This is a genomic window from Nitratireductor arenosus, assembly GCF_009742725.1.
GTDB lineage: Bacteria > Pseudomonadota > Alphaproteobacteria > Rhizobiales > Rhizobiaceae > Mangrovimarina > Mangrovimarina arenosa.
The window spans coordinates 19,056-41,521 of record NZ_WPHG01000002.1; the positions used below are offsets into that span (position 1 = coordinate 19,056).

24 protein-coding genes are annotated in these 22,466 nt (G+C 66.6%); 11 read left to right on the plus strand and 13 right to left on the minus strand.

Annotated features, from left to right (window positions below; genetic code table 11):
• Window positions 1-2: 2 nt before the first annotated feature.
• Both GN330_RS07015 and GN330_RS07020 read left to right on the plus strand, forming a co-directional pair.
• Window positions 3-899 carry an NAD-dependent epimerase/dehydratase family protein gene (locus GN330_RS07015; RefSeq protein WP_343040387.1) on the plus strand — a complete coding sequence of 299 codons (897 nt, stop codon included), beginning with the start codon at window positions 3-5 and terminating at the stop codon, window positions 897-899.
• Window positions 900-1,036: 137 nt separating this feature from the next.
• Window positions 1,037-1,711, plus strand: coding sequence for a 5-formyltetrahydrofolate cyclo-ligase (locus tag GN330_RS07020; RefSeq protein ID WP_156712001.1), 675 nt, complete (start codon window positions 1,037-1,039; stop codon window positions 1,709-1,711).
• Here GN330_RS07020 and GN330_RS07025 read toward each other — a convergent pair.
• Window positions 1,705-2,829, minus strand: a complete 1,125-nt coding sequence (locus tag GN330_RS07025) for a hypothetical protein (protein ID WP_156712002.1) — start codon at window positions 2,827-2,829, stop codon at window positions 1,705-1,707. The two genes, GN330_RS07020 and GN330_RS07025, sit on opposite strands and share 7 nt — an antisense overlap.
• A gap of 3 nt (window positions 2,830-2,832) precedes the next feature.
• On the minus strand, window positions 2,833-3,267 hold the full coding sequence (locus tag GN330_RS07030; protein ID WP_156712003.1) for a hypothetical protein: 435 nt from the start codon (window positions 3,265-3,267) through the stop codon (window positions 2,833-2,835).
• A 284-nt stretch (window positions 3,268-3,551) separates the two neighbouring features.
• Here GN330_RS07030 and GN330_RS07035 point away from each other — a divergent pair, with 284 nt between their 5' ends.
• Genes GN330_RS07035 through GN330_RS07045 form a run of 3 tightly spaced genes read left to right on the plus strand, consistent with a single transcriptional unit; the run spans window position 3,552 to window position 5,658 of the window.
• Window positions 3,552-4,235 carry a twin-arginine translocation signal domain-containing protein gene (locus tag GN330_RS07035; protein ID WP_156712004.1) on the plus strand — a complete coding sequence of 228 codons (684 nt, stop codon included), beginning with the start codon at window positions 3,552-3,554 and terminating at the stop codon, window positions 4,233-4,235.
• Window positions 4,236-4,237: 2 nt separating this feature from the next.
• On the plus strand, window positions 4,238-4,954 hold the full coding sequence (locus GN330_RS07040) for a hypothetical protein (protein WP_156712005.1): 717 nt from the start codon (window positions 4,238-4,240) through the stop codon (window positions 4,952-4,954).
• Entirely contained in the window at window positions 4,954-5,658 is a 705-nt protein-coding gene (locus tag GN330_RS07045) for a hypothetical protein (protein ID WP_156712006.1), read from the plus strand. The genes GN330_RS07040 and GN330_RS07045 overlap by 1 nt, the downstream gene beginning before the upstream one ends.
• 164 nt (window positions 5,659-5,822) lie before the next feature.
• Here the strand turns inward: GN330_RS07045 and GN330_RS07050 are convergent, their stop codons facing one another.
• From GN330_RS07050 to GN330_RS07060, 3 genes are read right to left on the minus strand one after another with little or no spacing between them, the layout of a single operon-like run.
• Complete coding sequence (locus tag GN330_RS07050) at window positions 5,823-6,746, minus strand: NAD(P)-dependent oxidoreductase (RefSeq protein WP_156712007.1); 924 nt, start codon at window positions 6,744-6,746, stop codon at window positions 5,823-5,825.
• Between the two features lie 10 nt (window positions 6,747-6,756).
• On the minus strand, window positions 6,757-7,971 hold the full coding sequence (locus GN330_RS07055; RefSeq protein WP_156712008.1) for a mandelate racemase/muconate lactonizing enzyme family protein: 1,215 nt from the start codon (window positions 7,969-7,971) through the stop codon (window positions 6,757-6,759).
• Between the two features lie 30 nt (window positions 7,972-8,001).
• Complete coding sequence (locus GN330_RS07060; RefSeq protein ID WP_156712009.1) at window positions 8,002-9,093, minus strand: zinc-binding dehydrogenase; 1,092 nt, start codon at window positions 9,091-9,093, stop codon at window positions 8,002-8,004.
• Between the two features lie 197 nt (window positions 9,094-9,290).
• On the opposite strand from GN330_RS07060, the gene GN330_RS07065 reads away from it, so the two are divergent.
• Window positions 9,291-9,683, plus strand: coding sequence for an acyl-CoA thioesterase (locus tag GN330_RS07065; RefSeq protein WP_156712010.1), 393 nt, complete (start codon window positions 9,291-9,293; stop codon window positions 9,681-9,683).
• A gap of 16 nt (window positions 9,684-9,699) precedes the next feature.
• Here the strand turns inward: GN330_RS07065 and GN330_RS07070 are convergent, their stop codons facing one another.
• The 4 genes from GN330_RS07070 to GN330_RS07085 form a co-directional block, all read right to left on the minus strand.
• A complete protein-coding gene (locus GN330_RS07070; protein ID WP_425487162.1) occupies window positions 9,700-10,506 on the minus strand; it encodes an extensin-like domain-containing protein in 807 nt (268 codons plus the stop codon).
• Window positions 10,507-10,635: 129 nt separating this feature from the next.
• Window positions 10,636-11,205 carry an extensin-like domain-containing protein gene (locus GN330_RS07075; protein ID WP_156712012.1) on the minus strand — a complete coding sequence of 190 codons (570 nt, stop codon included), beginning with the start codon at window positions 11,203-11,205 and terminating at the stop codon, window positions 10,636-10,638.
• Between the two features lie 369 nt (window positions 11,206-11,574).
• Complete coding sequence (locus GN330_RS07080; RefSeq protein ID WP_343040388.1) at window positions 11,575-12,000, minus strand: DUF3775 domain-containing protein; 426 nt, start codon at window positions 11,998-12,000, stop codon at window positions 11,575-11,577.
• A gap of 72 nt (window positions 12,001-12,072) precedes the next feature.
• Complete coding sequence (locus GN330_RS07085; protein ID WP_156712014.1) at window positions 12,073-12,963, minus strand: DMT family transporter; 891 nt, start codon at window positions 12,961-12,963, stop codon at window positions 12,073-12,075.
• Window positions 12,964-13,164: 201 nt separating this feature from the next.
• Here GN330_RS07085 and GN330_RS07090 point away from each other — a divergent pair, with 201 nt between their 5' ends.
• Entirely contained in the window at window positions 13,165-13,707 is a 543-nt protein-coding gene (locus GN330_RS07090; protein ID WP_156712015.1) for a tetratricopeptide repeat protein, read from the plus strand.
• 80 nt (window positions 13,708-13,787) lie between these two features.
• On the opposite strand, the gene GN330_RS07095 is transcribed toward GN330_RS07090, so the two are convergent.
• Window positions 13,788-14,876: a PQQ-dependent sugar dehydrogenase gene (locus GN330_RS07095; protein ID WP_156712860.1), complete on the minus strand. Its 1,089-nt coding sequence runs from the start codon at window positions 14,874-14,876 to the stop codon at window positions 13,788-13,790.
• A gap of 206 nt (window positions 14,877-15,082) precedes the next feature.
• Here GN330_RS07095 and GN330_RS23955 point away from each other — a divergent pair, with 206 nt between their 5' ends.
• Together GN330_RS23955 and greA are read left to right on the plus strand one after the other, a co-directional pair.
• Window positions 15,083-15,610: a PH domain-containing protein gene (locus GN330_RS23955; RefSeq protein ID WP_197435083.1), complete on the plus strand. Its 528-nt coding sequence runs from the start codon at window positions 15,083-15,085 to the stop codon at window positions 15,608-15,610.
• Window positions 15,611-15,772: 162 nt separating this feature from the next.
• Entirely contained in the window at window positions 15,773-16,246 is a 474-nt protein-coding gene (gene greA / locus GN330_RS07105) for a transcription elongation factor GreA (protein ID WP_156712017.1), read from the plus strand.
• Window positions 16,247-16,255: 9 nt separating this feature from the next.
• Here greA and GN330_RS07110 read toward each other — a convergent pair whose 3' ends face one another.
• The gene (locus GN330_RS07110) at window positions 16,256-16,729 is read right to left on the minus strand and encodes an Lrp/AsnC family transcriptional regulator (protein WP_156712018.1); all 474 of its coding nucleotides are present in this window, start codon (window positions 16,727-16,729) and stop codon (window positions 16,256-16,258) included.
• A 249-nt stretch (window positions 16,730-16,978) separates the two neighbouring features.
• On the opposite strand from GN330_RS07110, the gene trxB reads away from it, so the two are divergent.
• Together trxB and GN330_RS07120 are read left to right on the plus strand one after the other, a co-directional pair.
• Window positions 16,979-17,953, plus strand: coding sequence for a thioredoxin-disulfide reductase (trxB, locus tag GN330_RS07115; RefSeq protein WP_156712019.1), 975 nt, complete (start codon window positions 16,979-16,981; stop codon window positions 17,951-17,953).
• A gap of 27 nt (window positions 17,954-17,980) precedes the next feature.
• The gene (locus tag GN330_RS07120) at window positions 17,981-18,877 is read left to right on the plus strand and encodes a LysR family transcriptional regulator (protein ID WP_156712020.1); all 897 of its coding nucleotides are present in this window, start codon (window positions 17,981-17,983) and stop codon (window positions 18,875-18,877) included.
• A gap of 355 nt (window positions 18,878-19,232) precedes the next feature.
• On the opposite strand, the gene msrP is transcribed toward GN330_RS07120, so the two are convergent.
• Window positions 19,233-20,198 carry a protein-methionine-sulfoxide reductase catalytic subunit MsrP gene (gene msrP, locus GN330_RS07125; protein ID WP_156712021.1) on the minus strand — a complete coding sequence of 322 codons (966 nt, stop codon included), beginning with the start codon at window positions 20,196-20,198 and terminating at the stop codon, window positions 19,233-19,235.
• 114 nt (window positions 20,199-20,312) lie between these two features.
• A complete protein-coding gene (locus GN330_RS07130; RefSeq protein WP_156712022.1) occupies window positions 20,313-22,361 on the minus strand; it encodes an elongation factor G in 2,049 nt (682 codons plus the stop codon).
• Window positions 22,362-22,466 lie beyond the last annotated feature (105 nt).

Genomic DNA, 22,466 nt, shown 5'->3' on the forward strand with positions numbered 1-22,466 from the left:
CCGTGCCGGCGACGCTGGTTTCGGGAGGCACCGGTCTTGTCGGCCGGTTCGTCGTCGAGGCCCTGCTTGCGGCCGGCCACGCGGTTACCCTCTTGGGCCGCACAGCGCCGCCGGCCGGTTTTTTTCCGCGCGCCATCGGCTTCGTCGAAGCCGCGCTCGATCCCGGCCGCGACCGGAGCGCGGCCTTTGCGGGCATCGATTTTTTCGTTCACGCCGCGTTCGACCATCTGCCCGGCCGTTACCGGGGCGGGGAGGGCGACGATCCGGCCGGGTTTCGCCGCCGCAATCTCGACGGCAGCCTGGCCCTGTTCGACCAGGCCAAACGTGCCGGCGTGAGCCGCGTGGTGTTTTTGTCGAGCCGCGCCGTCTACGGCCGGCAGCCGCCGGGTGCTGTGCTTTTTGAAGACACGCCGTGTCGTCCCGACACGCTTTACGGCACGGTGAAACACGCCGCCGAACAAGGGCTTATGGGGCTGGTTGATGCCGGCTTTTGCGCCACCGCGCTGCGCATCACCGGCGTCTACGGAGCCGCCGCGGCGAACCGGGCGCACAAATGGCAGCCGCTGTTTAGCGATTTTCTCGCCGGCCGGCCGGTCGCGCCGCGCGTGGCCGGCGAGGTGCACGGCGCCGATGTCGGCCAGGCGGTGCGGCATGTGCTCGCGGCCGCGCCGGGTGCGGTGTGCGGTGAGCTCTTCAACGTCGCCGACATCGTGCTCGACCGGCATGACCTTCTGGCACTTGTGCGCGAGGCGACCGGTGCGGGCGGTCCCCTGCCGGCGCGCGCCGACCCGGCCGCCCTCAACCTGATGGACACGCGCAAACTGCGCGCGCTCGGCTGGCGGCCGGGCGGCACGGCGCTTCTTAAGCGCACCGTGCGCGAGATGTGCGCAAGGCGGTGAGGGGAGAGGGATGCGACGCCCAGATGTCGCTTGCGTGGCGTGGGCGGCCTTGCGTGGCGGTCTAGGATCGGCTCGGTTAAGGATCGGGACTCGGCGGGTTTTGCCGCTGCGGTGCCGCGAGATTGGCGAGGTGTGTGATGACGGACGACGACGATCGGGCAACGGGCGGGGCCTACGCCTCGCCGCCCTGTTTCATGCACGAATTGCAGCCGGGTTTTGCCGCGCCCGACAGCGATCCGCAGGCGCGCGCCGACATCATGCGCTGGCGCAAGGCCGAGCGCCAGAGGCTGATCGAGGCACGGTTGGCCGTGCCGGCCGCCGAACGCAGCGCCATGGCCGGCGCGATCGCGACCCATCTTGACGCGGCGATCGGCGACCCGGCCGGCCGGCGGCTCAGCCTCTACTGGCCGTTTCGCGGCGAGCCGGATCTGCGCGCCTTCGCCGCCGGCTTCATGCGGCGCGGCGGCACGCTCGCCCTGCCGGTGGTGGTGGAAAAGGCCGCGCCGCTTGTGTTTCGCGACTGGCGGCCGGGCATGAAGCTGGAAAAGGGCGTGTGGAACATCCCGGTTCCGCCGGCGGCGCCGGCCGTCATCCCCGACATCGTGATTTCGCCGGTCGTCGGCTTCGATCCGGCCAATTACAGGCTGGGTTACGGCGGCGGGTTCTTCGACCGCACGCTGGCGGCGCTGCCGGCCCGGCCGACGGTGATCGGCGTCGGCTACGCCGCTGCCGCCATCGCTACCATCTATCCGCAGCCCCACGACATCGCGATGGACTTCATCGTCACCGAGGCCGGGCGCGCCGGTCAATAATCATAGACGTGCTCCAGCCCGGCCCCGGCCGCAGCCAGCGCCGGCAGGATCGCATGCAGCCGGCGCACCGGCACGGCGAGCCCGGTGCGGCGCACGGCCGGCCGGGCGGGGAGCTGGTAGGCGAAGATCGCGCGCGCGCCGGCGGGCACGGCAATCTCGTCGTTCGACACCACGGTGACGAGGATGTCGTCGTTGCCGCCGATTTCGACGAAGCGTACGCCGCTGGCGATCAGGCGCGGGATCATTTCGGTAAAGACCTGGTAGCGCCGGGTGACGAACACCGCGCCATGGTCGCCGAGATCCTTTTGAAGCCGGGTGTCCGCCTCGCCGGAAATCGCACTCGCGACCGGGCCGGCGGCCCAGACATTTATGTCGGTCAGGGCGGGGTCGTAGGTGGCCCCGAGCCCGGCGGTGATCAGGCCGGCATAAGCCTGCTTGATCGACAGCGCCAGGCCGAAGGCGAGCCTGCGCTCCCACGAGCGCAGCGCGGCCAGCCCGGGCGCGGTCTCGGTGCGCCACAGCGCGGCGCGCCTTTCGTCATAGGCGAAGCGGTACCATGGCACTTGGTCGAGAAAGGCGGCGTAGTCGGCCGCCATTGCCGCCAGGAACCGGTCCTGCGCCGTCTTCCGTCCGCCGGCGGCGACGGCGCTCAGCCGGCCGAGCGTGTTTTCCCAGGCCCACTGGATGGCGTGCTCGACCGTGTGGCTGGTGCCGATGACGAGCAGCATCACATGGTTGCCGGCGTTGAAGGGATAGTCCGCCGTGGCGCGAATCACGGTGGCGTAGTCCTGCCAAAAGCGGCCGATATAGGCCCAGTAGGCAAAGCCGCTCTCGTCGGCCTCGGCGACGAAACCGGCATAGTCGCGCGCCGCGTAGACGATCGCCCATTCCGGATAGGTGAGATAGGTCGCCTCCTCGGGGCGCCGATAGGCCTCGATGCCGGCGGCGGCCTCGGCGCGCAGCGCTTCGGTCGGCGCGCCGTCGGCCTCGTTGGGCGGCGTGGCCTCGAGCGCTGCCGTCGTCAGCCAGCCATAGGCGAGCCCGGCGGCGGGAATGGCGAGCGCCAGCGCCAGAAGCGCGACGATGAGACGCGCGATGCGCCCAGCGAGCCGCGCCATCGCTCAGGCCGGCCCGGGCGCGGCGCGGACGCGGCCGGCCAGCCAGAAGCCGATCAGGATGGCGATGCCGCCGATTGCCAGATGCGGCAGGTTGGCAAAGAAACGCGTCGGCAGTTCGATGTCGTCGAAGGAGCGGAAACCGTCGAGGAAGATGCCGCCGTCGAGACAGCCCGAGCCGGTGACGAGGCCGAGCACGCCGTCGAAGAAATAGACCGAGCCGAACAGCCGGAAATAGAGCACCGCGGCGCGGTGCGAGACGATTGCGGCGGCGAGCGCCCAGACGCCGGAAAAACCGTGCAGCAGGTCGTCATACCATTGCAGCGAGAACAGGCCGAACAGAGAGCCGTTGGCGTCGTTGAAGGCCGGCACGTAGCCGATGCCGACCACGGCGAAAAACATCACGGCGTAGGCGATGCCGAGTTTCTGGATCAGCGTCATTGCCGCCCCCTTGCGGTTCGAGGCTTTGAGTTTAGCCGATTCCGGCCGCCTGGGCAGGCGCGGCGCGCATCACGGCTGGGGATATCGTGGCATGATTTTTTAACAAGCCATCGCTAATGTGGTGGGCGGGGTGACGGCGCGGCCTTCGGGCGGCGGCTTTGGAGAAAGCGCGGCGGACGACGCCGTAGCGGGAGCCTCGGCATGGTCCTTTCGAACGACGCAAGCAGATCGGCGGCAGCGCACCCGGCCGCCGCTTTCGCCGCGCACGGCGCGGGGCGTGCGGCGTGAGCCGGCGGGATTTTTTGGCGAAGGTCGCGCTGGTCGCGGCGCTGCTGGCGCTCGCCGGCTGCGGCTGGTTCGCCGAGCGCTGGGAGTGGAACCAGAAGCTGACCGTCGAGGTGCTGGTCGACGGCGAGATCGCTTCGGGCTCGGCGGTTTCGTATGTGCGCTGGCAGGAAGCCGACGCGCTCGACAACTATTCCACGGCCTATCGCGGCGAGGCGACGGTGGTCGACCTCGGCGAACGCGGTGTCCTGTTCGCGCTGATCGGCGAGGCGACCAAATACGTCGCGGGCTACACGCTGCACGAGGAACTGGGCGAGCGCCGCTCCGACTACGAGACGCTTTATCCCAAGGTCGCAGGCTTTCGCGGCGTGCGCGAGGTTGCCCGCGAGGCCTACCCGCTGCTGGTGACCTTCACCGACATTGCCGACCCGACGACCGTCAAGCGCGTCGATCCCGACGATCTGGCGGCAACGTTCGGCCCGGGCGTGGCGCTGAAACGCATCACGCTGGAGATCACCGACGAGGCCGTGACGGAGGGAGAGGTGGAGGCGGTGCTGGGGTGGCTTCGCTGGTCGCGTGAACGCTTCCTTGCCGCCGGCGGTGGAGAAAACCCGCTGAGAGCACCGGACAACAGCCCGGTTGGCTACGAGACAATCGGTCGGACCAAGTTCATTCGAAGATGACGATGACAAAGTTGCAGAGCCTCGTGTTCGAAAATTGCACGCGCTGCCCTCGATTGGTTCCTTTGGTCGGGTTCGTTCTCGCCACGCTACTGCTCGCCGGCTGCGGGTGGTTGGCCGAGCGCTGGGAATGGAACCAGAAGCTGACCGTCGAGGTGCTGGTCGACGGCGAGACCGTTTCCGGCGCGGCGGTTTCTTATGTGCGCTGGCAGGAGGCCAACGCGCTCGACCATTATCCCACCGCCTATCGCGGCGAGGCGACGGTGGTCGACCTCGGCGCGCGCGGTTTGCTGTTCGCCCTGATCGGCGAGCCGACCAAATATATCGCCGGCTACACGCTGCATCAGGAACTGGGCGAGCGCCGTTCCGACTACGAGACGCTCTATCCCAAGATCGCGCAGTTCCGTGGCGTGCGCGACGTCCCGCCGGAGCGCTACCCGCTGCTGGTGACCTTCACCGACCTTGCCGACCCGGCGACCGTCAGGCGCGTCGATCCCGACGACCTTGCCGCCACCTTCGGCCCCGGCGTCGCGCTGAAACGCATCACGCTGGAGATCACCGACGAGGCGGTGACAGAGGGAGAGGTGGAGGCAGTGTTGGGCTGGTGGTGCGATCTACGCACGAAACAAGTGCGCCTGAACGGCAAGTCAGGCGCGATTACTGACAACGAACTTTCTAACACCCTTGGCACTGGTGCCTTCCGGGTAGGGGGTTGTACGTGATGGCCGCAACAAGACTCTTCCGACGCAAGGTCGCCCTTCTTTACGTCTTGATTGCCATCACTCTGCTCGCCGGCTGCGACGCGCTCGGTTTCAAGAACTGGGAATGGCGCCAGAAACTGGTGCTCGAGGTCGAGACGCCGACTGGCGTCGTCAGCGGCGGCAGTGTGGTTGCGGTCGAGGCCGGCACCTCGCCGAAATGGGCGCCTGGCGCTGGCGCCGGCGGCCTCGGCTCGCGGATGCATGGCGAGGCGTCCTTCGTCGAGGTGGCGCCCGGACGCTACCTGTTCGCGCTGCTCGGCGGCGGCGACTGGGAGCGCGAGGTCGCGCTGACCTTGTTCTTCCCCGAGCCCGCGCCGTCGCCGCTCGAACGGGCCGAGAGGCTGGAGACCATGCGCGAAATCCGCGTGCTGCCGCGCGAGCGCTACCCGCTGCTGGTGACCTTCACCGACCTTGCCGACCCGACGACGGTCAGGCGCGTCGATCCCGACGATCTCGCCGCCACCTTCGGCCCCGGCGTGGCGCTGAAGCGCGTCACGCTGGAGATCACCGAGGAGGCGGTGACGGAGGGAGAAGTGGAGAAGGTGCTGGGGTGGCTGGAGACCATAGGCAACACGATGCTGGACGGTCGTTCTATCAGCACGATCAAGGCAGAGAATCGCCTTGCCAACGATCTGAGCGCAGGCAGTTTCGCCACGCGGAGATAGCATGTCGATCTTGAAGGTCCTCATGGCAACGAGATTGACGGGCGCGCTAGCCGCTCACCCTGACTCTCCCCGCTTGCGGGGAGAGGTAGACACCGGCACCGCGCAGGCTACTCACGTCAGACAGTATGCCGGGTGTGATCGGAAGCCTTCAGGTCCACCTCAAGCTATTCGCCCAGCCGGGCGGGGAAACCGGGGGCGCGCAGATCGGTGCCGGTCTCGTCCTCCAGCAGCTTGACGATCATGGTCGACCAGGCCTCGCCGCCATAGGCCGCCCTGCCGTTTTCGAAGATCGCCTCGACACGCGCGGCCAGATCGAGCGGCGCGCCGAATTCTGCGGCCATGGCGCGCGCGAAGCCCAGATCCTTCAGCGCCAGGTCCATCGTGAAGCCGATATCGTAGGAGCCGTTCAAGACCAGCTGGCCCTCGGTCTCGTGCACGAAGCTGGTGCCCGACGAGGCGGCGATGGCGTGATAGGCCTGGGTCAGGTCGAGCCCGCCGCGCCGGGCCAGCATCAGGGCCTCGCCGGCGGCGACCAGATGGATGAAGGCGAGCATGTTGGTGATCACCTTGATCACCGCCGCCGCGCCGAGCGGGCCCATCAGAAAATGCTTGTGGCACATCGCCGCGATCGCCGGGGCGTGGCTGTCGTAAAGCGCCGTGTCGCCGCCGACCAGCGCGGTGATGCGGCCCTCGGCGGCCAGATGCACGCCGCCGGTGACCGGGCATTCGAGCACCGCGACGCCGCGCTCGGCGGCGAGGCCGGCCAGCCGCAGCATCTCGTCGCGGCCGTTGGTCGACATTTCGATCCAGGTCCCGCCCGCCCGCAGGCCGTCGAGCAGGCCGCCCGGCCCGGCCAGCACCGCCTCGCTGACCGCCGGCGAGGGCAGGCAGGTGATGGCGTTGCCGGCGCTTTTGGCGGCTTCGGCCGGGCCGGCGCAGGCGACCGCGCCCTTGTCGACCAGCCGGGCGACGGCCTCCCGGTCGCGGTCGTGGACGAAAACGGCGTAGCCGGCCGCAAGCAGGCGGGCGGCGAGATGGTGGCCGAGATGGCCGAGGCCGATGAAGGCGTAGTCGGGCTTGTCCGTCATCGCGGCCTCCTCAGGGCATCAGCGGGGTCTGCATCATCTGCAGATGCAGGTCGTCGCCGTCATAGGGGTGGGCCTCGCAGACCGCCTCGTCGAGTTCCACGCCGAGGCCGGGCCCGGTCGGGGGAATGACGTCGCCGTCCTGCCATGCGATCTTTTTTTTCAACAGCCGGGCATGAAACCCGTCCCACTGCTTGAGCGATTCCAGGATCAGGAAATTGGGCAGGGTGACGGCGAGCTGGATGTTGGCCGCGCCGACGATCGGCCCGCAATAGCAGTGCGGCGCGATCTGGATATGGTAGGCCTCGGCCATCGCCGCGATCTTCTTGGTTTCCAGAATGCCGCCGGAGCGGCCGAGATCGGGCTGCAGGATGGCGGCGGCGCGGTGCTCGATCACCCGGGCGAATTCGGCCTTGGTGGTCAGCCGCTCGCCGGTCGCGACCGGAATAGAGGTGGCGCGGGCCACCTGCGCCATCACTTCGGGCATGTCGGGCGGCACCGGTTCCTCGAACCAGAGCGGGTCGTAGGGCTCGATCGCGCGCGCGATCCTGAGCGCGCCGGCGGCGGTGAACTGGCCATGGGTGCCGAACAGGATGTCGCAGGAGGTGTCGACCGCGGCGCGGATCGCCTTCATCATGCGCGCGGACAGGTCGATGTCGACAAGCCGCGGCTGGTGGCCGTCAAACGCGGTGTAGGGGCCGGCCGGATCGAGCTTGACGGCGCTAAAACCCTGGCTGACATAGTCGGCCGCGCATTGGGCGGCGAGATCGGGGTCGTTGTAGACGTTGCGGCCCTCTTGCGCGTCTTCCGAATGCACCGAGCCTTCCTGCGGGTAGAGATAGGTGTAGGAGCGCAGGCTCTCGTGCACGCGGCCGCCCAAAAGCATGTAGACCGGCTTGCCGGCCTCCTTGCCGATAATGTCCCAGCAGGCGATCTCCAGCGCGGAAAAACAGCCCATCACCGAGACGTCCGGACGCTGGGTGAAGCCGGAGGAGTAGGCGCGGCGGAAAAACGCCTCGATGTCGTGCGGGTCGCGGCCGACCAGATAGCGCGCGGCCAGATCCTCGATCATCCGGGCGGTCACGTGCGGGCCGAAGGTGGCGTTGTAGGCCTCGCCGTAGCCGGTCACGCCGCCATCGGTCGTCAGCCGCACGAAGATGAAATATTTGCCGCCGATGCCGGGCGGCGGATTGCCGACCACCCAGGTCTTCACGTCGGTGATCTTCATCGTCTGCCGCTCCTTCCCATCCGCTAGTCCTCAGTCGAACACGATCACGTTGCGCAGGGCGTGGCCGGCCTTCACCGCCGCGATCGCCTCGTTGATCGCCTCCAACGGGTAGCGCGCGCTGACCAGCTCGTCGAGCTTGAGCCGGCCGCCGCGATAATGCTCGATGAGGGCGGGAATGTCGGTCGCTATGTCGGCCTCGCCCATCTTGGAACCGATGATCTTCTGGTTCCAGGCGGCAAGGGTGCCGGGATCGTATTGGGCAAGCACGCCCGAGGGCGGCATGCCGACGACGACGACCGTTCCGTTCTTGGTGATATAATCGAAGGCCCCGTCGAAGGCGGCCTTCTGGCCGACGGTGACGAAGACATGGTCGACGCCGCGCCCGTTGGTCAGTGCCTTGACGCGGGCCGCGGCGTCCTCGCGGGCCGGGTTGACGCCGTCGGTGGCGCCGAACCGTTTGGCCGCCTCCAGCTTGTCGTCGTGAAGGTCGATCGCCACGATCGGCGCCGCGCCGGCGATCGCCGCGCCTTGGACGCTGTTGAGCCCGACGCCGCCGCAGCCGACGACCGCGACCGCCTCGCCGGGCCTGACGCGGGCGGAGTTGACCACGGCGCCGAAGCCGGTGATCACCCCGCAGGCCAACAGCGAGGCGCTGTCGAACGGTATGTCGGCGGGGATCGCCACGAGCTGGCTTTCATGCACCACCACCTTGTCGGCGAAGGCGCCGGTGCGCATCGCCTGCTCGTAGCGGCTTCCGTCGGCGCCCGTAAGCGCGCCCTCGCGGTCGAGCGCGAACACCTCCTCGCACATCACCCGGCTTTGCCGGCGGCAATAATGGCACGCCCCGCAGGATCGGATCAGGGTGACGACGACATGGTCGCCGGGCGCAACGCCGCTCACGCCTGTCCCGGTCGCGGCGACGATACCGGCGGCCTCATGGCCGTAGACCGCCGGCAGCGTTCCGCCCCAGGCGCCCTCGGCGTAGGAGATGTCGGAATGGCAGATGGCGCAGGCCCTGACGTCGACCAGCACCTCGCCCGGTCCGGGATCGGCGAGCGTCACCTCCTCGATCGCCAGTCTTTGTCCAAAGGCGTGGCACACGGCGGCGCGGGCTTTCGGCATCGGGTTTCGGCCTCCCTGATGATATCGTGCCACCAAGACTAGGCGAGGGGCGTGGCGATTGCGCGCCGCCAGGGCGACATGGCAGGTCGGGATTTTCTTAGCGACCGGCGGTGCGCGCCTGTCGCGCTTCGCGTTGACGCGTGACATTCCGGCCGCTACCAGCGGGTTTCCCGCGACACGACCCAGAAAGGCGCATCATGGGCGAAAATCGGATTCCGCCATGTGGCGAACTCACCTTGCGCACGCTGGCCATGCCCGGCGACGCCAACGCCGCCGGCGATATTTTCGGCGGCTGGGTGATGGCGCAGATGGACCTTGCCTGCGGCATCCGCGCGGCCGAGCGCGCCAAGGGGCGCGTGGTGACGGCCGCCGTCAAGGAGATGTCTTTCGCCAAGCCGATGAAGATCGGCGACACGCTGTGCATCTATACCGAGATCACCCGTGTCGGCCGCACGTCGATGGTGCTCAAGGTCGAGGCCTGGGCGCAGCGTTACCTGTCCGACCTGATGGAAAAGGTCACCGACGCCGATTTCATCATGGTGGCGCTCGACAAGGACGGCAGGCCGAGCCCGGTGCCGGCGAACGGCTGAAGGCGGCGGCCCGGGTCTATTTGCAGGCGCGGTAGCCGTTGCGGCGCGGCTTGATGTCGAAATGGAAATGATCGGCGTGGTCGCGGTCGTATCCGGGGCCGAGCACCGTGGTGAAATAGCCGCAGGCGTCCGAACGCACGGTGTTTAAGAGCCCGCGTTCGCGGAAGGAGAACCAGCCCGGCTTGCGCACGTCGATCTTTTTGCCGTTCTTCAGGTCGATCTGCATGACGTCGAGCGCGTTGCCGCGCGAATGTTCCGACATCTTGGTGGTGCCATTGACCCGGCGGCAGGAATAGCTCGACCCCTGGTGGATGGTGCGGATGCCCGACATGTAGCGCCAGCGCGCGGCCGGGGCGAGTTCGTCCTTGGTCCAGCGGGCGAAAGCGAGCGCCATCTGGCAGTTGAGCGTGGCGGCCGGTTTCAGGGCGATATTGCCCGAAAATCCGGAGATTTCAACCGGATGGTCGATGCGGCAGGACGCGCTGTCGTTGATCGGCGCGATGTCGCGATAGGTCACGCCGAGCCGTTTCAGCGCAGTCCGGCACTGGCGCTCCTCGGCCGACATCGTCTGCAACGGCGAGGCCGGACTGTTGAAACGCGGGAAGCCGGCCATGAACGGGTTGGACGGCACCAGACGCGCCAGCCCGCGCGCCGGCACGGCGCTGGTCTTGGCGCCGACGTCCACATCCGGCCGCATCACCTCCGAAACCGAACAGGCCGACAGCGCCAGCACCCCGACGGCAAGCACGGCGAGCGGCGCGACCGGCATGCGGCGCGAACGGCCCCGAGCCGGCCATGGAGAGCGGCGGAACGATAGACGCATGAACATTTTTCCCGTCCGTTTCACGCCACAATAGCGGCGAAGCGTAAAGGAAAGTTCAGCGCCGGCATTTACGATTTGGGCCAAATCCGGGCGGGCCGCCCCCCCCCCCCGTTCGCTGGCAATCGGGGCTCACTGGCAGAAGCTCGCCCCGCCGCGCCGTTCGGCCAGGTCGAAATGGAAATGGGTGGCATGGTCGGCATCCGCGCCCGGGCCGAGCACGGTCTTGAACGGTCCGCAGGCGCGGCCGCGCACGCCACGCAGAAACCGGAGCTCGTCGGCGCCTTCCGGCTTGCCGACCTCGATGCGGGTGCCGTCGGCCAGTTCGAAGGCCGACAGATCGATTGCGTTGCCGAACGCGTGTTCGGACAGTTTCGCCGAGCCGTTGCGCGGCCGGCACACATAACCCGACACCTGATGCAGGGCGGTGAGCGGCTGGGCGAAGCGGCGCGCGGCGGCGGGCGCGACGACGTCGCGCACGAAGCGGGCGGCGGTTTCGGCGACGGAGCAATTCAAGAGCGCCGGCGGACGCAGGCCGACCTGCGGCGACAGCGCGCGCACCAGCACGGGATGATCGATGCGGCAGCCCGCTTGATCGCTCACCGGCTCGGCGTTTCGAAAGGAAGCGCCGAGTGTCAGCAGGCGCTCGCGGCAGGCCTGTTCGGCCGCGCTCGCCGCTCGTGGTGGTGGCGCTGGCTGCATGTCGTCGCCGACGGTGCGGCGTGGCGCCGGAGCGGGAACGGGCGCGCGGGTTCCTGTCTCCGGCTTCGGCCGCAATGCGGGCGCAGGTGCGGTATCCGGCAGCGGCGCGGCGGCGCTCCCGCTTGCCAATGCTGCGCTCAGGATGAAAGCCAAAACAAAGATTTGTCCCGGTTTGGTGACGCGGTGAGTCATCGGGTTGTGGTTGTGAGTCAACGTGTTTTCGAACCGGTTCAACGTTCCTGTCGCCGAGACATAGCCAGCGGTGGCGGCCGTGGCGTGACCGGTTCGATCACATCGCGTTTCGTTGATGAAACACAGGCTCGGGTGGAGCCTGGATGGGTTGTCTCGATGCGCCGGCAGGCCGGACGGTCATGCACCGATTGCTTCCAGGCCTTCCTCAAGCCAGTCGCCCAGCATCGGCATGCCGAGCAGGTATCTGGCGATGCGACGACGGCCGCGCTGGCGCGCCTCGGCGACGGCCGCGTCCCATTCCGATGCCTCGTAGTCGCCGCGGCCGAGCCAGGCGAGAGCGATGAGTTCGGCCGTCTCATCGACGTTCAGGTCGCCGATCAGGGCGCGCAGCTCCTTCTCGGTCAGGTTTTCGGATTCTTCCTCGGCCAGCCCGTCATGATGGTGGCCGTCGCGCAGGTTGCCGTCGAACTCGACCTCGTGCTCGGCGCCGTCATTGTAATCGTCGCTGAGAGCGGCGCTGATCGCCTTCGCCTTGAGGATGAAGAGGCGCACCGTGTCCGGGTCGATCGTCAGATCCCAGCTGGGTTCGATGGTCTTTTGCACCGTGCCGCTCCATGCGCGCCTGTCACCGCATAATGAATTCAACGCGGGGCCGATGCAAATGAAGTCGTGTTTTCACGCTGGCCCGCGTCGACGCAAGAAAAGCGGCGGCAGGATTTCGACGGCGAGAATGGCAAAAAGGATCAGCGCGCACCCGACGAGCCCCGCGGCGGGCAGCCGTTCGCCGAGGAACATCGCCCCGAACAGGGCTGCGAAAACCGATTCCGAGGACAGGAAGATCGCCGCCTGCGACGCGGTGGTGTAGCGCTGGCCGACGGCCTGCAAGGTGAAGGCGATGCCGCCGGAGAAAACGCCGGCGTAAAGGATTTCGGGCGCGGCGGCGATGATGCCGGCAAGCCGGATCGGTTCCAGCGCCAGCGCGGTGGCGAGCCCCAGCCCGGCGCAGACCGCGAACTGGGTGACCGCCAGGGTGATCGGCCGACCGCTGCCTGCGGCGTGGCGGGCGATGAAGATCATCTGCAAGGCCCAGAATAGCGCGCACAGAATGGTCAGCCAGTCGCCAACGGTCAGCCCGGCGAGCGCGCCGCCCGACAGCAGCCAGATGCCGGCGAGCGCGACGAAGGCGGCGGGCCACACCACCGGATGCGGCCATTGCCGGTAGATGATGACCGCCAGGAACGGCACCATGACGACATAGAGCCCGGTCAGGAAGCCGGAATTGGTGACCGTCGTGGTCAGCAGGCCGGCCTGCTGGGAGGCCATGCCGCCGAACAGCAGGATACCAATCAGGCCGAAGGCGCGCCAGTCGCTGCGCGACAACAGGGTTTTGCTACCCGCGCTTTCGCGCAGCGCGAAAGGCAGCATGGCGAGGGTGGCGACCAGAAAGCGCAGGCCGACGAACAGAAACGGGCCGAGCGCGTCCATGGCAGTCGACTGGGCGACGAAACCCATGCCCCACAGCGCGCCGGCAAGCAGAAGAACCAGATTGGCGACGGAGCGGGACATAAAAAACCGTTTCGGGGGCGGCGATGCATTCGTTTAGCAAGCTGCAACGAACTGGCAAAGCCCCGGGGCGGCGGATGCGCCAACGCGTCGTCACGGCAATGTGAGGATCACACAGCGTGTTTCGGACTTAATGTTCTGCTCGAAGGGATAAACCAATCAACCGTGCGCTCCGTATTGAGGAGAGCCAAATGGGAGGAGCCTATGCCGAGATATCTGACCAGCCTTGCCGCCGCGCTGATGATCGGGCTGCCGCTTTCCGGCGGTGCCGCGCTGGCCGCCGGCGGCGGTGGCGGTGGCGGTGGCGGCGACACGATGGAGTGCCCGGCCGGGCAGGTCTACGACAAGTCCACCAAGAAATGCGTTGCGAAATCGAGCGCGCTCGACACCGAGACGCTGTTTGAGGCCGGGCGGGCGCTCGCCTATGCCGGCAAGTATGACGAGGCGATCTCGGTCCTGCGGCTCGCCGAGGGGCGCAAGCAGCCGGGCGTCTACAACATGCTCGGCTACGCGCATCGCAAGCAGGGCAGGCTGCTGATCGCGCTGGGCTATTACGAGGAGGCGTTGAGGCTCGATCCCGACTACGTCTTGACGCGCGAATATCTCGGCGAGGCCCATTTGCAGATGGGCGACCTCGCCTCGGCGCGCGAGCAGTTGGACGAGATCGCAAAACGCTGCGGTAAGAACTGCGCCGAATATACCGAGCTCGACAGACAGATCACGACGTTCGAGCGCGACAGCGGCTGACCGGCGGACATCGCTGGAAAAGAGGGCGCGACTGGCCGGGCTGCGCCCTCTTTTTTGCGACGCGGAGCGGACCGCCGATATCAATCGCCGCGCGACAGGCGGACGATCTTACCATCGCTGTCGTCGGTGATCAGCCACACCGACCCGTCCGGCGCGACATCGACGTCGCGGATGCGGCCGAAAGCACCTTCAAACATGCGCTCCTCGCCGGTGACGTTGCCTTGGGGATCGCGCTTGATGCGGCTCACCAGCGCGAATTTCAGCGCGCCGGCCAGCAGGTCGCCCTTCCAGGCCGGGAACATCTCCCCGTCATAGACGTCGAGCCCCGACGGCGCGATCGAGGGATCCCAGTAATAGACCGGCTGTTCGTAGCCCTCGGCCTCGGTGCCCACGCCGATCCGGTCGCCCGAATAGTGACTTCCAAAGGAAATTACCGGCCAGCCGTAATTGCGGCCGGCTTCGGGCCTGTTCAGCTCGTCGCCGCCGCGCGCGCCGTGCTCGATCGTCCACAGCGCATTCGTAACCGGATCCCAGACCGCGCCTTGCGGGTTGCGATGGCCCTTGGACCAGATTTCCGGGCGGTGGCCGGGGGTGTCGGCGTAGGGATTGTCGGCGGGAACCGAGCCGTCGGGATTGAGGCGCAGCACGGCGCCGGCATGGTCGTCCATGTCCTGGGCGCGACGGCCGTCGCCGCGGTCGCCGGTGGTCACGAACAGCGTGCCGTCGGGATTGAAGACGATGCGCGAGCCGAAATGCTGACCGGCGGCGGTTTTCCGGGCCATCGAAAACAAGGTTTCGACCTCGGCGATCTTGGCCGGTCCGTCGCCGCGCACCAGTCGTGCACGCGCGAGCGCGGTGCCGGCGCCGTCGCTGCCCGGTTCCGAATAGGTGAAATAGATTAGCTGGCTGCGGTCGAAGTCGGGCGCAACGGCGACGTCGAGCAGGCCGCCCTGGCCGCGCGCAGCGACCTTGGGCAGGCCCTCGAGCGGGGAAGACAGCCGGCCTTGCGAGAAAATCCGCAAGCTTCCCGGCCGCTCGGTGACCAGCGCGTCGCCGTTCGGCAGGAAATCGAGCCCCCAGGGATGGTCGAGACCGTCGGCGAGGATGTCGGCCTGGATCACGGCCTCCTCGGTCTCGAACTTTTGCGTGGGAGCGGCGCGGGCGATCATCAGCGCCGCCGACAGGCCGATGGTGATGCTGGCGATCGCCAGGGTCAGTCTGTTCACGGTCCCCTCCGGTTCACGGTTTCGGTCCTCCAGACGAGGTAGTGGCGTTTACTCCCGATGCAAGCACGCGCCGCGGTGACAGCGGCGAAAAGCGATGTATCCTGTTCACAAGCGGTTGAACACGAATCACGGGGCACGGCATGCGTGGGGTGAACGACAATCCCCGGCCTGGATATGGTGGCCCATTCCTGCCGTCGGCGTTGTCGCTGTTCCTGCCGACCATGGTGGTTCTCGCGGGCTACGGCGTCGCTCTCGCGGGGCTTGTTCTGGCCGGTCGGGGAGATGGCGCGCTGGCCAGGCTGTGCATCGTTGTGCTGGCGCTTGGCGGGCCGTTCCTGATTGCACATGCGACGTTGCGGGTTTTCACCATCCGGGTCGCCGTGATGCCGCGCACGCTCTACGTTCATCGCGGTTTTCCGTCGGGTGAAGCGCAGGACATTCCTTATCGGTTGATCGACCGCGTCGCGGTGCGACGCGGACTGGCGGGGCGGATCGCGGGCAGCGGGGCGCTTGTCGTCACGCTTTCGGGCGGCCGACGGGTCGTCGTCGGCGACCTCAAGCATGCGGATCAGGCCCGCGCCGCGATCGTCCGGCACATGCCGGCCGGCGAACGCCCGGCGCCCGATTCGCCGGACGGCGACCTGGAGACGTCGCGGCCTTTTGCCTCGGCGCGGTGATGTTCCGGCAAATTTTTGGGCGTGAAAACCTGCGCGACGATTGCTATATAGGGCGGGAACGATTTGTTGCGGTTCCGTGGCATGCGCCTGCGGACCGTTTTCTTTTTGCGCTCCGCGCCGCGAGACAGGCGCCCAGCGCGACAGGTGAAGAAAGGTGTGACGATGAACAAGGTCCCGATGACCGTACGTGGATTCGAAGCGCTGAAGGAAGAATTGCGCTGGCGCCAGCAGGAAGAGCGCCCCAGAATCATCGAGGCGATCTCGGAAGCCCGCGCGCATGGCGATCTGTCTGAAAACGCGGAGTATCACGCCGCCAAGGAAGCGCAGAGCCTGAACGAAGGCCGCGTCGGTGAACTCGAGGACATGATCGCGCGCGCGGAGGTGATCGACGTGTCGAAGCTTTCCGGCGATACGGTCAAGTTCGGGGCGACGGTGGAACTCGTCGACGAGGACACCGAGGAAACGCGAACCTATCAGATCGTGGGCGACCAGGAGGCCGATGTGAAATCCGGCCGCATCTCGATTTCCTCGCCGATCGCGCGCGCGCTGATCGGCAAGGGCGTGGGCGAGGCGATCGAGGTCAACGCGCCCGGTGGCGCGCGCGGCTACGAAATCGTCAAGCTGAAATGGGTCTGACGCGGCGGCTCAGACTATGTCGACCAGCCCGTCGTCCTTGACCTGGCGGATCGTCAGCGCGGTCCGTACGGTGTCGACATTCGGCGCGGAAGTCAGTTTCTCGATGACGAAGTTCTGAAAAGTCGTCAAGTCGCTCGCCACGCAGTGGAGCAGGAAGTCGGAATCGCCCGACACCATCCAGGCGCGCCGCACGATCGGCCAGGTGCGGGCGAGTTCGGAAAACGCCTTCAATTCCGCCTCGGTCTGATGCTGCAGGCCGATCAGGCAGAAAGCCACCACGTCGAAGCCCAGGGCCGGCGCGTTCAGCAGCGCCCGGTAACCGCGGATGACGCCATTGTCCTCGAGGCGCTTGACCCTGCGCAGGCAGGGCGGGGCTGAAATACCGACCCGGCGCGACAGTTCGACATTGGTCATGCGACCGTCATTTTGCAGTTCGCGCAGGATCTTCCAATCCGTCGCGTCGAGTTCGGCCTTGAAGGTCATTTGTTACCCGTATGGCGTTCTTGGCGAAAGAATCGATCCCTCAGGCAAACTCATACGGCAAAGCCGCGATGGAGCCAAGCGTTGCGCCTACCGGCCGAAACCGGCGACAAAGCGCCGGCAGCGGACGGCGCAGTTGTGCGAAAAGCCGGCGGCGCCCTTGCGCAATGGGGTCCCCATTCCTTAGATCAGCACGGCCCTGACTGCCCGCTGCCGCCGGCGGCGGTGCGGGCGCGCGAAAGGAACCCGGATATGAGCGCAAGACACGCCCCCGTCATCATCATCGGCTCCGGTCCGGCCGGCTACACGGCCGCGATCTATGCCGCGCGCGCGATGCTCAAACCGATGCTGATCGCCGGGCTCGAGCAGGGCGGCCAGTTGATGATCACCACCGAGGTGGAGAATTATCCCGGCTTCGCCGAGCCGATCCAGGGGCCGTGGCTGATGGAGCAGATGCTCAAGCAGGCCGAGAATGTCGGCACCGAAATCGTTTCCGACCTGATTACCGAGGTCGATCTCGACGTGCGCCCGTTCCGGCTCAAGGGCGATACGGGCACCGACTATACCTGCGATGCGCTGGTGATCGCGACCGGCGCCAAGGCCAAATGGCTCGGCCTGCCGAGCGAGGAGAAATTCATGGGTTTCGGCGTGTCGGCCTGCGCGACCTGTGACGGTTTTTTCTATCGCGGCAAGGAGGTCGTGGTGGTCGGCGGCGGCAATACCGCCGTGGAGGAAGCGCTGTACCTGTCCAATTTGGCGAAAACCGTCACGGTGGTTCACCGCCGCGACGAGTTCAGGGCCGAGCGCATCCTCCAGGAGCGGCTGTTCAAGAAGGACAACATCAAAGTGCTTTGGGACACCGAGGTGGACGAGATCAAGGGCGAGGCCGGGAAACCGCCACTGCCGGCCTCCGTCAACGCGATCAGGCTGCGCAACAAGAAGACCGGCGAGATCACCGAAATGGCGATCGACGGCGTGTTCGTGGCGATCGGCCACGCGCCGGCGGTGGAACTGTTCGCGGGCAAGGTCAAGCAGAAGCCGAACGGCTATCTGCGCACGGAACCGAATTCGACCAAAACCGACATTCCCGGTGTTTTCGCCGCCGGCGACGTCACCGACGACATCTACCGCCAGGCTGTCACGGCCGCCGGTCTCGGCTGCATGGCGGCATTGGAAGCGGAAAAATACCTGGCCGAACAGGAAGCCCACCGCGAAGCCGCGGAATAGCGGATCGTCGGTCCGGGAGGAGGGCTGATGTCACTCGACTGGGATAAGTTGCGCGTGTTTCACGCCGCCGCCGAGGCCGGCTCGTTCACGCATGCGGCGGAGAAGCTCAATCTGTCGCAGTCGGCGATCTCGCGCCAGGTCAGTGCGCTTGAGCAGGAGATCGGCGTGTCGCTGTTCAACCGCCATGCCCGCGGGCTCGTGCTGACCGAGCAGGGCGAACTTCTGTTCAACACCGCGCACGAAGTGTTCGTGAAGTTGGAATCGGTGCGTAGCCGGTTGATGGAGACGACGGAAAAACCGTCTGGCCTGCTGCGCGTCACCACCACGGTTGGCCTGGGCTCGGGATGGCTGTCGCAGCGCGTCCAGGAATTCCTCGACCTCTATCCCGAGATCCAGATTCAGCTGATCCTCGCCAATGAGGAACTGGACCTGACAATGCGTCAGGCCGATTGCGCCATACGCCTGCGCCAGCCGCAGCAGCCGGACCTGATCCAGCGGCGGTTGTTTACCGTGCATCTGCACGTCTTCGCGGCGCCGTCCTACATCAACAGGTTCGGCGAACCTGAAACCGCAGCCGATCTCGACAATCATCGGCTGGTTACCTTCGGCGAACCGGTCCCGGCCTATCTCAAGGACCTCAACACGCTGCAGAGTTTCGGCATGCCGGAGGGCGAGAAAAGGCCGGCGACGCTGCAGATCAACGATTTGATGTCGATGCGCCGCGTCGTGCGGCGCGGCGCCGGTGTCGCCATGCTGCCCGATTATATGGCTGATCCCGGTTCAGGCCTTGTGCAGGTGCTGACGGATATGGCGGTGCCGGCCTTCGACACCTATTTCTGCTATCCTGAGGCGATGAAGAATCAGGCGAAGCTCAAAGCGTTTCGCGATTTCATCTTCTCCAAGGCGCGCAGTTGGGCTTATTGAGGGCTTGGGTGGGCTCTCCAAGCCGGAAACGTGCCTGTCGAAAAGGCAATTCTGCACGGTTTTCAATCGTTTGCATAAACCATGCATAATTGCATGGGTGCGTTGCAATTCATCTGCTTGCGAAAAGGGCAGGGTGAGCACATATATCAATCACTCCCGGGCGCGTTTCTCCTCCCATTAGCGCCCGCGAGTGTTCCCCTCTGGAGGTTTCGCCGTTTTACGGCAACTCCATCAGCTAGGCCGGTCCCTCTTGGTACCGGCCTTTTTTTTGCCTTTTCATAGGTGCCGGGCGCAAGACGGTCGCCTCGCAGGCGGAACCGGACTGGATACCGGCATCAACGCGCCGCCACCGGCCTCACATGAACAGTTTTTCGCCGTCCATGTTCTCGTACAGCCCGGCAACTTGTTCGCCATAGCCGTTATAGATCACGGTCGGCACGGTTTCGCCGGTGTGCAGAACGCGCTCCTCGGCCTGGCTCCAGCGCGGATGCGGAACCTGCGGGTTCACATTGGCCCAGAACCCGTATTCGCTGGACGCGATCTCTTCCCAGAAACTGACCGGCCGTTCGGCCGTCACGGTGATCTTGACGATCGACTTGATCGATTTGAAGCCGTATTTCCACGGCAGGGCGAGCCGCAGCGGCGCGCCGAACTGTTTGGCGAGCGGCTTGCCGTAGGCGCCGGTAACCATGAAGGCGAGCTCGTTTCGCGCCTCATTCATGGTCACCCCTTCCACATAGGGCCATGGATACCAGACCTGTCTCTGGCCTGAGGCCATTTTGGGGTCGAGGAAGGTTTCGAACCGCAGATATTTTGCCTCGCTTTGCGGTTCGGCGAGCGCGACCAGTTCCGAAAGCGCGAAACCCGTCCAGGGCACCGTCATCGACCAGGCCTCGACGCAGCGGTGGCGGTAGAGACGCTCTTCCAGCGGCATTTTGCGGATCAACTCGTCGATGCCGATTTTTTGCGGCTTGTCGACCAAGCCGGCGATCTCGATGTCCCACGGCCGCGTCTCCAGCGCCTGGGCCGCGTTGGCGATTTGCTTGTGCGAGCCGAATTCGTAGAAATTGTTGTACTGGCTCGACGTCTCCTCCGGGGTGAGCGGGCGCTCGACGGTGAAGGCCGCGTTGCGGGGCGCGGGGTAGAAGCCGGCCGTGGGATCGTCGGCCGCCCGCGCGGCGCGCACGAAAGGTGGCGCTGCCAGCGCGGCGGCGCCGGCACCCAGGCCGGCAAGTAGGGCGCGGCGGTTGATGAAGGCGGCTTCCGGCGTGGCCAGATGCTCGGCGAGCGCCCAGGTCGGCCGGCGGTGGATGGAGACCATCGTGTTCCTCCCGAATCCATTGTCGCGCAGAACGTAGCGCGCGCGGACGGGCCGGCAATTCAATCGCCATCACATCTGCGTGGGACGCGGCCGGTGGGCCGTGCCCGGCGACGCTCAGGCCGCCTTGCCGTGGGCGTTGGCCACCTCGTCGGCAAGACGGCCGGTCAGCTCGGCCATGTGATCGAAGCTTGCCTGGAACGTGGCGACGCCGGCGGTGGCCGAGCGCAATTCGATGATCAGATCCCCGATCTCGGCCTGCGGCATCATCGCTTCCACCACGTCCCAGCCCGGCCAGCCGGGCCGGGCGTCGAAACCGAGAATCTGGCCGCGGCGCTGCGGCAGGATGGCGGTCACCTTGGCCGTGGTGTCGGAGGGGGTGAAGACCTCGATCTTCATGATCGGCTCCAGGATCGCCGGCGAGCAGGCCGGCATCGCCTCGCGCATGGCGAGCTTGGCCGCAAGCTGGAAAGCCATGTCGGAGGAATCGACCGAGTGGAACGAGCCGTCGGCGAGGTTGACCGCGATATCGACCACCGGAAAACCGAACATGCCGGCCTTGAGGTAATCGCGCACGCCGGCCTCGACGGAGGGAATATACTGCTTGGGCACGACGCCGCCGGTGATGGTATCGGTGAATTCGAAACCGCTGCCGCGCGGCAGCGGCCTGATCTCGAGCACGACGTCGCCGAACTGTCCGTGGCCGCCGGACTGCTTCTTGTGGCGGCCGCGCTGGGTAGCGCCCTTGCGGATGGTTTCGCGATAGGGCACGCCCGGCCGGCTGGAATCGACCTCGATCTGGAACTTGCTACCGAGCCTCTCCGTGGTCACGCGCAGGTGCATTTCGCCATGGCCCGATATCACCGTCTCGCCCGTATCCTGATGTTCGATTACGATCGAGGGGTCTTCCTCGGCGAGTTTTTGCAGCGACGCCGACAGCTTGACCTCGTCCTTGCGCTCGTGCGGCCGCAAGGCGACGGCGTTGACCGGCCGCGGCGGCTCGGGTGCGGCCAGCGCCGCCGGCGGCGCCTTGCCGACGGCAAGCGTGTCGCAGGTGCGCACCTCGTCGAGCTTGCCGAGGGCGACCGTTTCGCCTTCGCCGGCATTCTGCAACTTGGTCTGGTTGCGGCCGAGCATGCGGTAGAGGCCTGAAACGCGCCCGCTGCGACCGTCATGCGTGACGATCTCGGCGCCGTCGGCGATCGAGCCGGCCAGCACCCGGGCGTAGGAGAGCTTGCCGCCATGCGGCGTGTGCACGGTCTTCACCACCTGGAGGACGGGATCGCCGGTTTCAGCGAGCCCGAGCCGTTCGCGGGTCTGGGCGATGTCGGGCGCGTCGTGGCGCATCGTCTTCAGCAGTCTGAGGACGCCGTTGCCATGCTCGGCCGAGCCGATCAGGACAGGAATCACCGAGCCCTCGCGCAAATCGGCGGCGAGGTCGTCGAACACCGCGTCGCGGGGCGGCTCGATCTCCTCAAGCAATTGTTCCATCAGCGCGTCGTCGTGGTCGGCCAGCGTTTCCAGCATCGAAAACCGCGCCTCGACCTCGCGCGCCTTTTCGTCGTCCGGGATCGGCGCGACCTCGCTTTCGGCGTGTTCGCGATAGATATGGGCGCGTTCCAGCGCCAGATCGATCGAGCCGACGACGATGCCGTCCTTGCGCAGCGGAATCTGGCGCAGCACCAGCGGTACGGTGCTTGCCGGCTGCAACAGCTTCAGCGTGTCGCGCACGCCGATGGTGGCCTTGTCGACCTTGTTGAGGAACAAAACGCGCGGAATGCCGTGTTCTTCCAGCGTGCGCATGATGAGCTGCAGGGCGGGAATCTTCTTTTCGTCGGCCTCCGCGACCACGATCGCCAGGTCGCAGGCGGCCAGGACCGGCTCGGCCTCGTAGGCGAATTCGATCGAGCCCGGGCAGTCGACGAAGGTCAGGCTGTCGTCCATGAAGTCGGTGGTGGCAACGCTCGCCTCGACGCTCATCAGATGCGCGCGCGCCTCCGGGCTGTCGTCGCCGACCGTGGCGCCCGAGGCGACGGTGGCCTGCCGCGCGATGGCGCCCGTGCGCGCCAGAATGGCTTCCAGAAGCGATGTCTTTCCGCTGGCAAAGGGACCGACAATGGCGATGCATTTCGGTCCCGTGCGTCTTCCTCCGGCGCGATTACCCATGTGAACGACCTCCTCCTCACGCTTGCTCGCGAGCGGCGGCCGGCCCGCGGCCGTCGCGCGCCGGGTTTTTAGGTGCCCGGCGCGGATATCGTCACACGGCTTTCA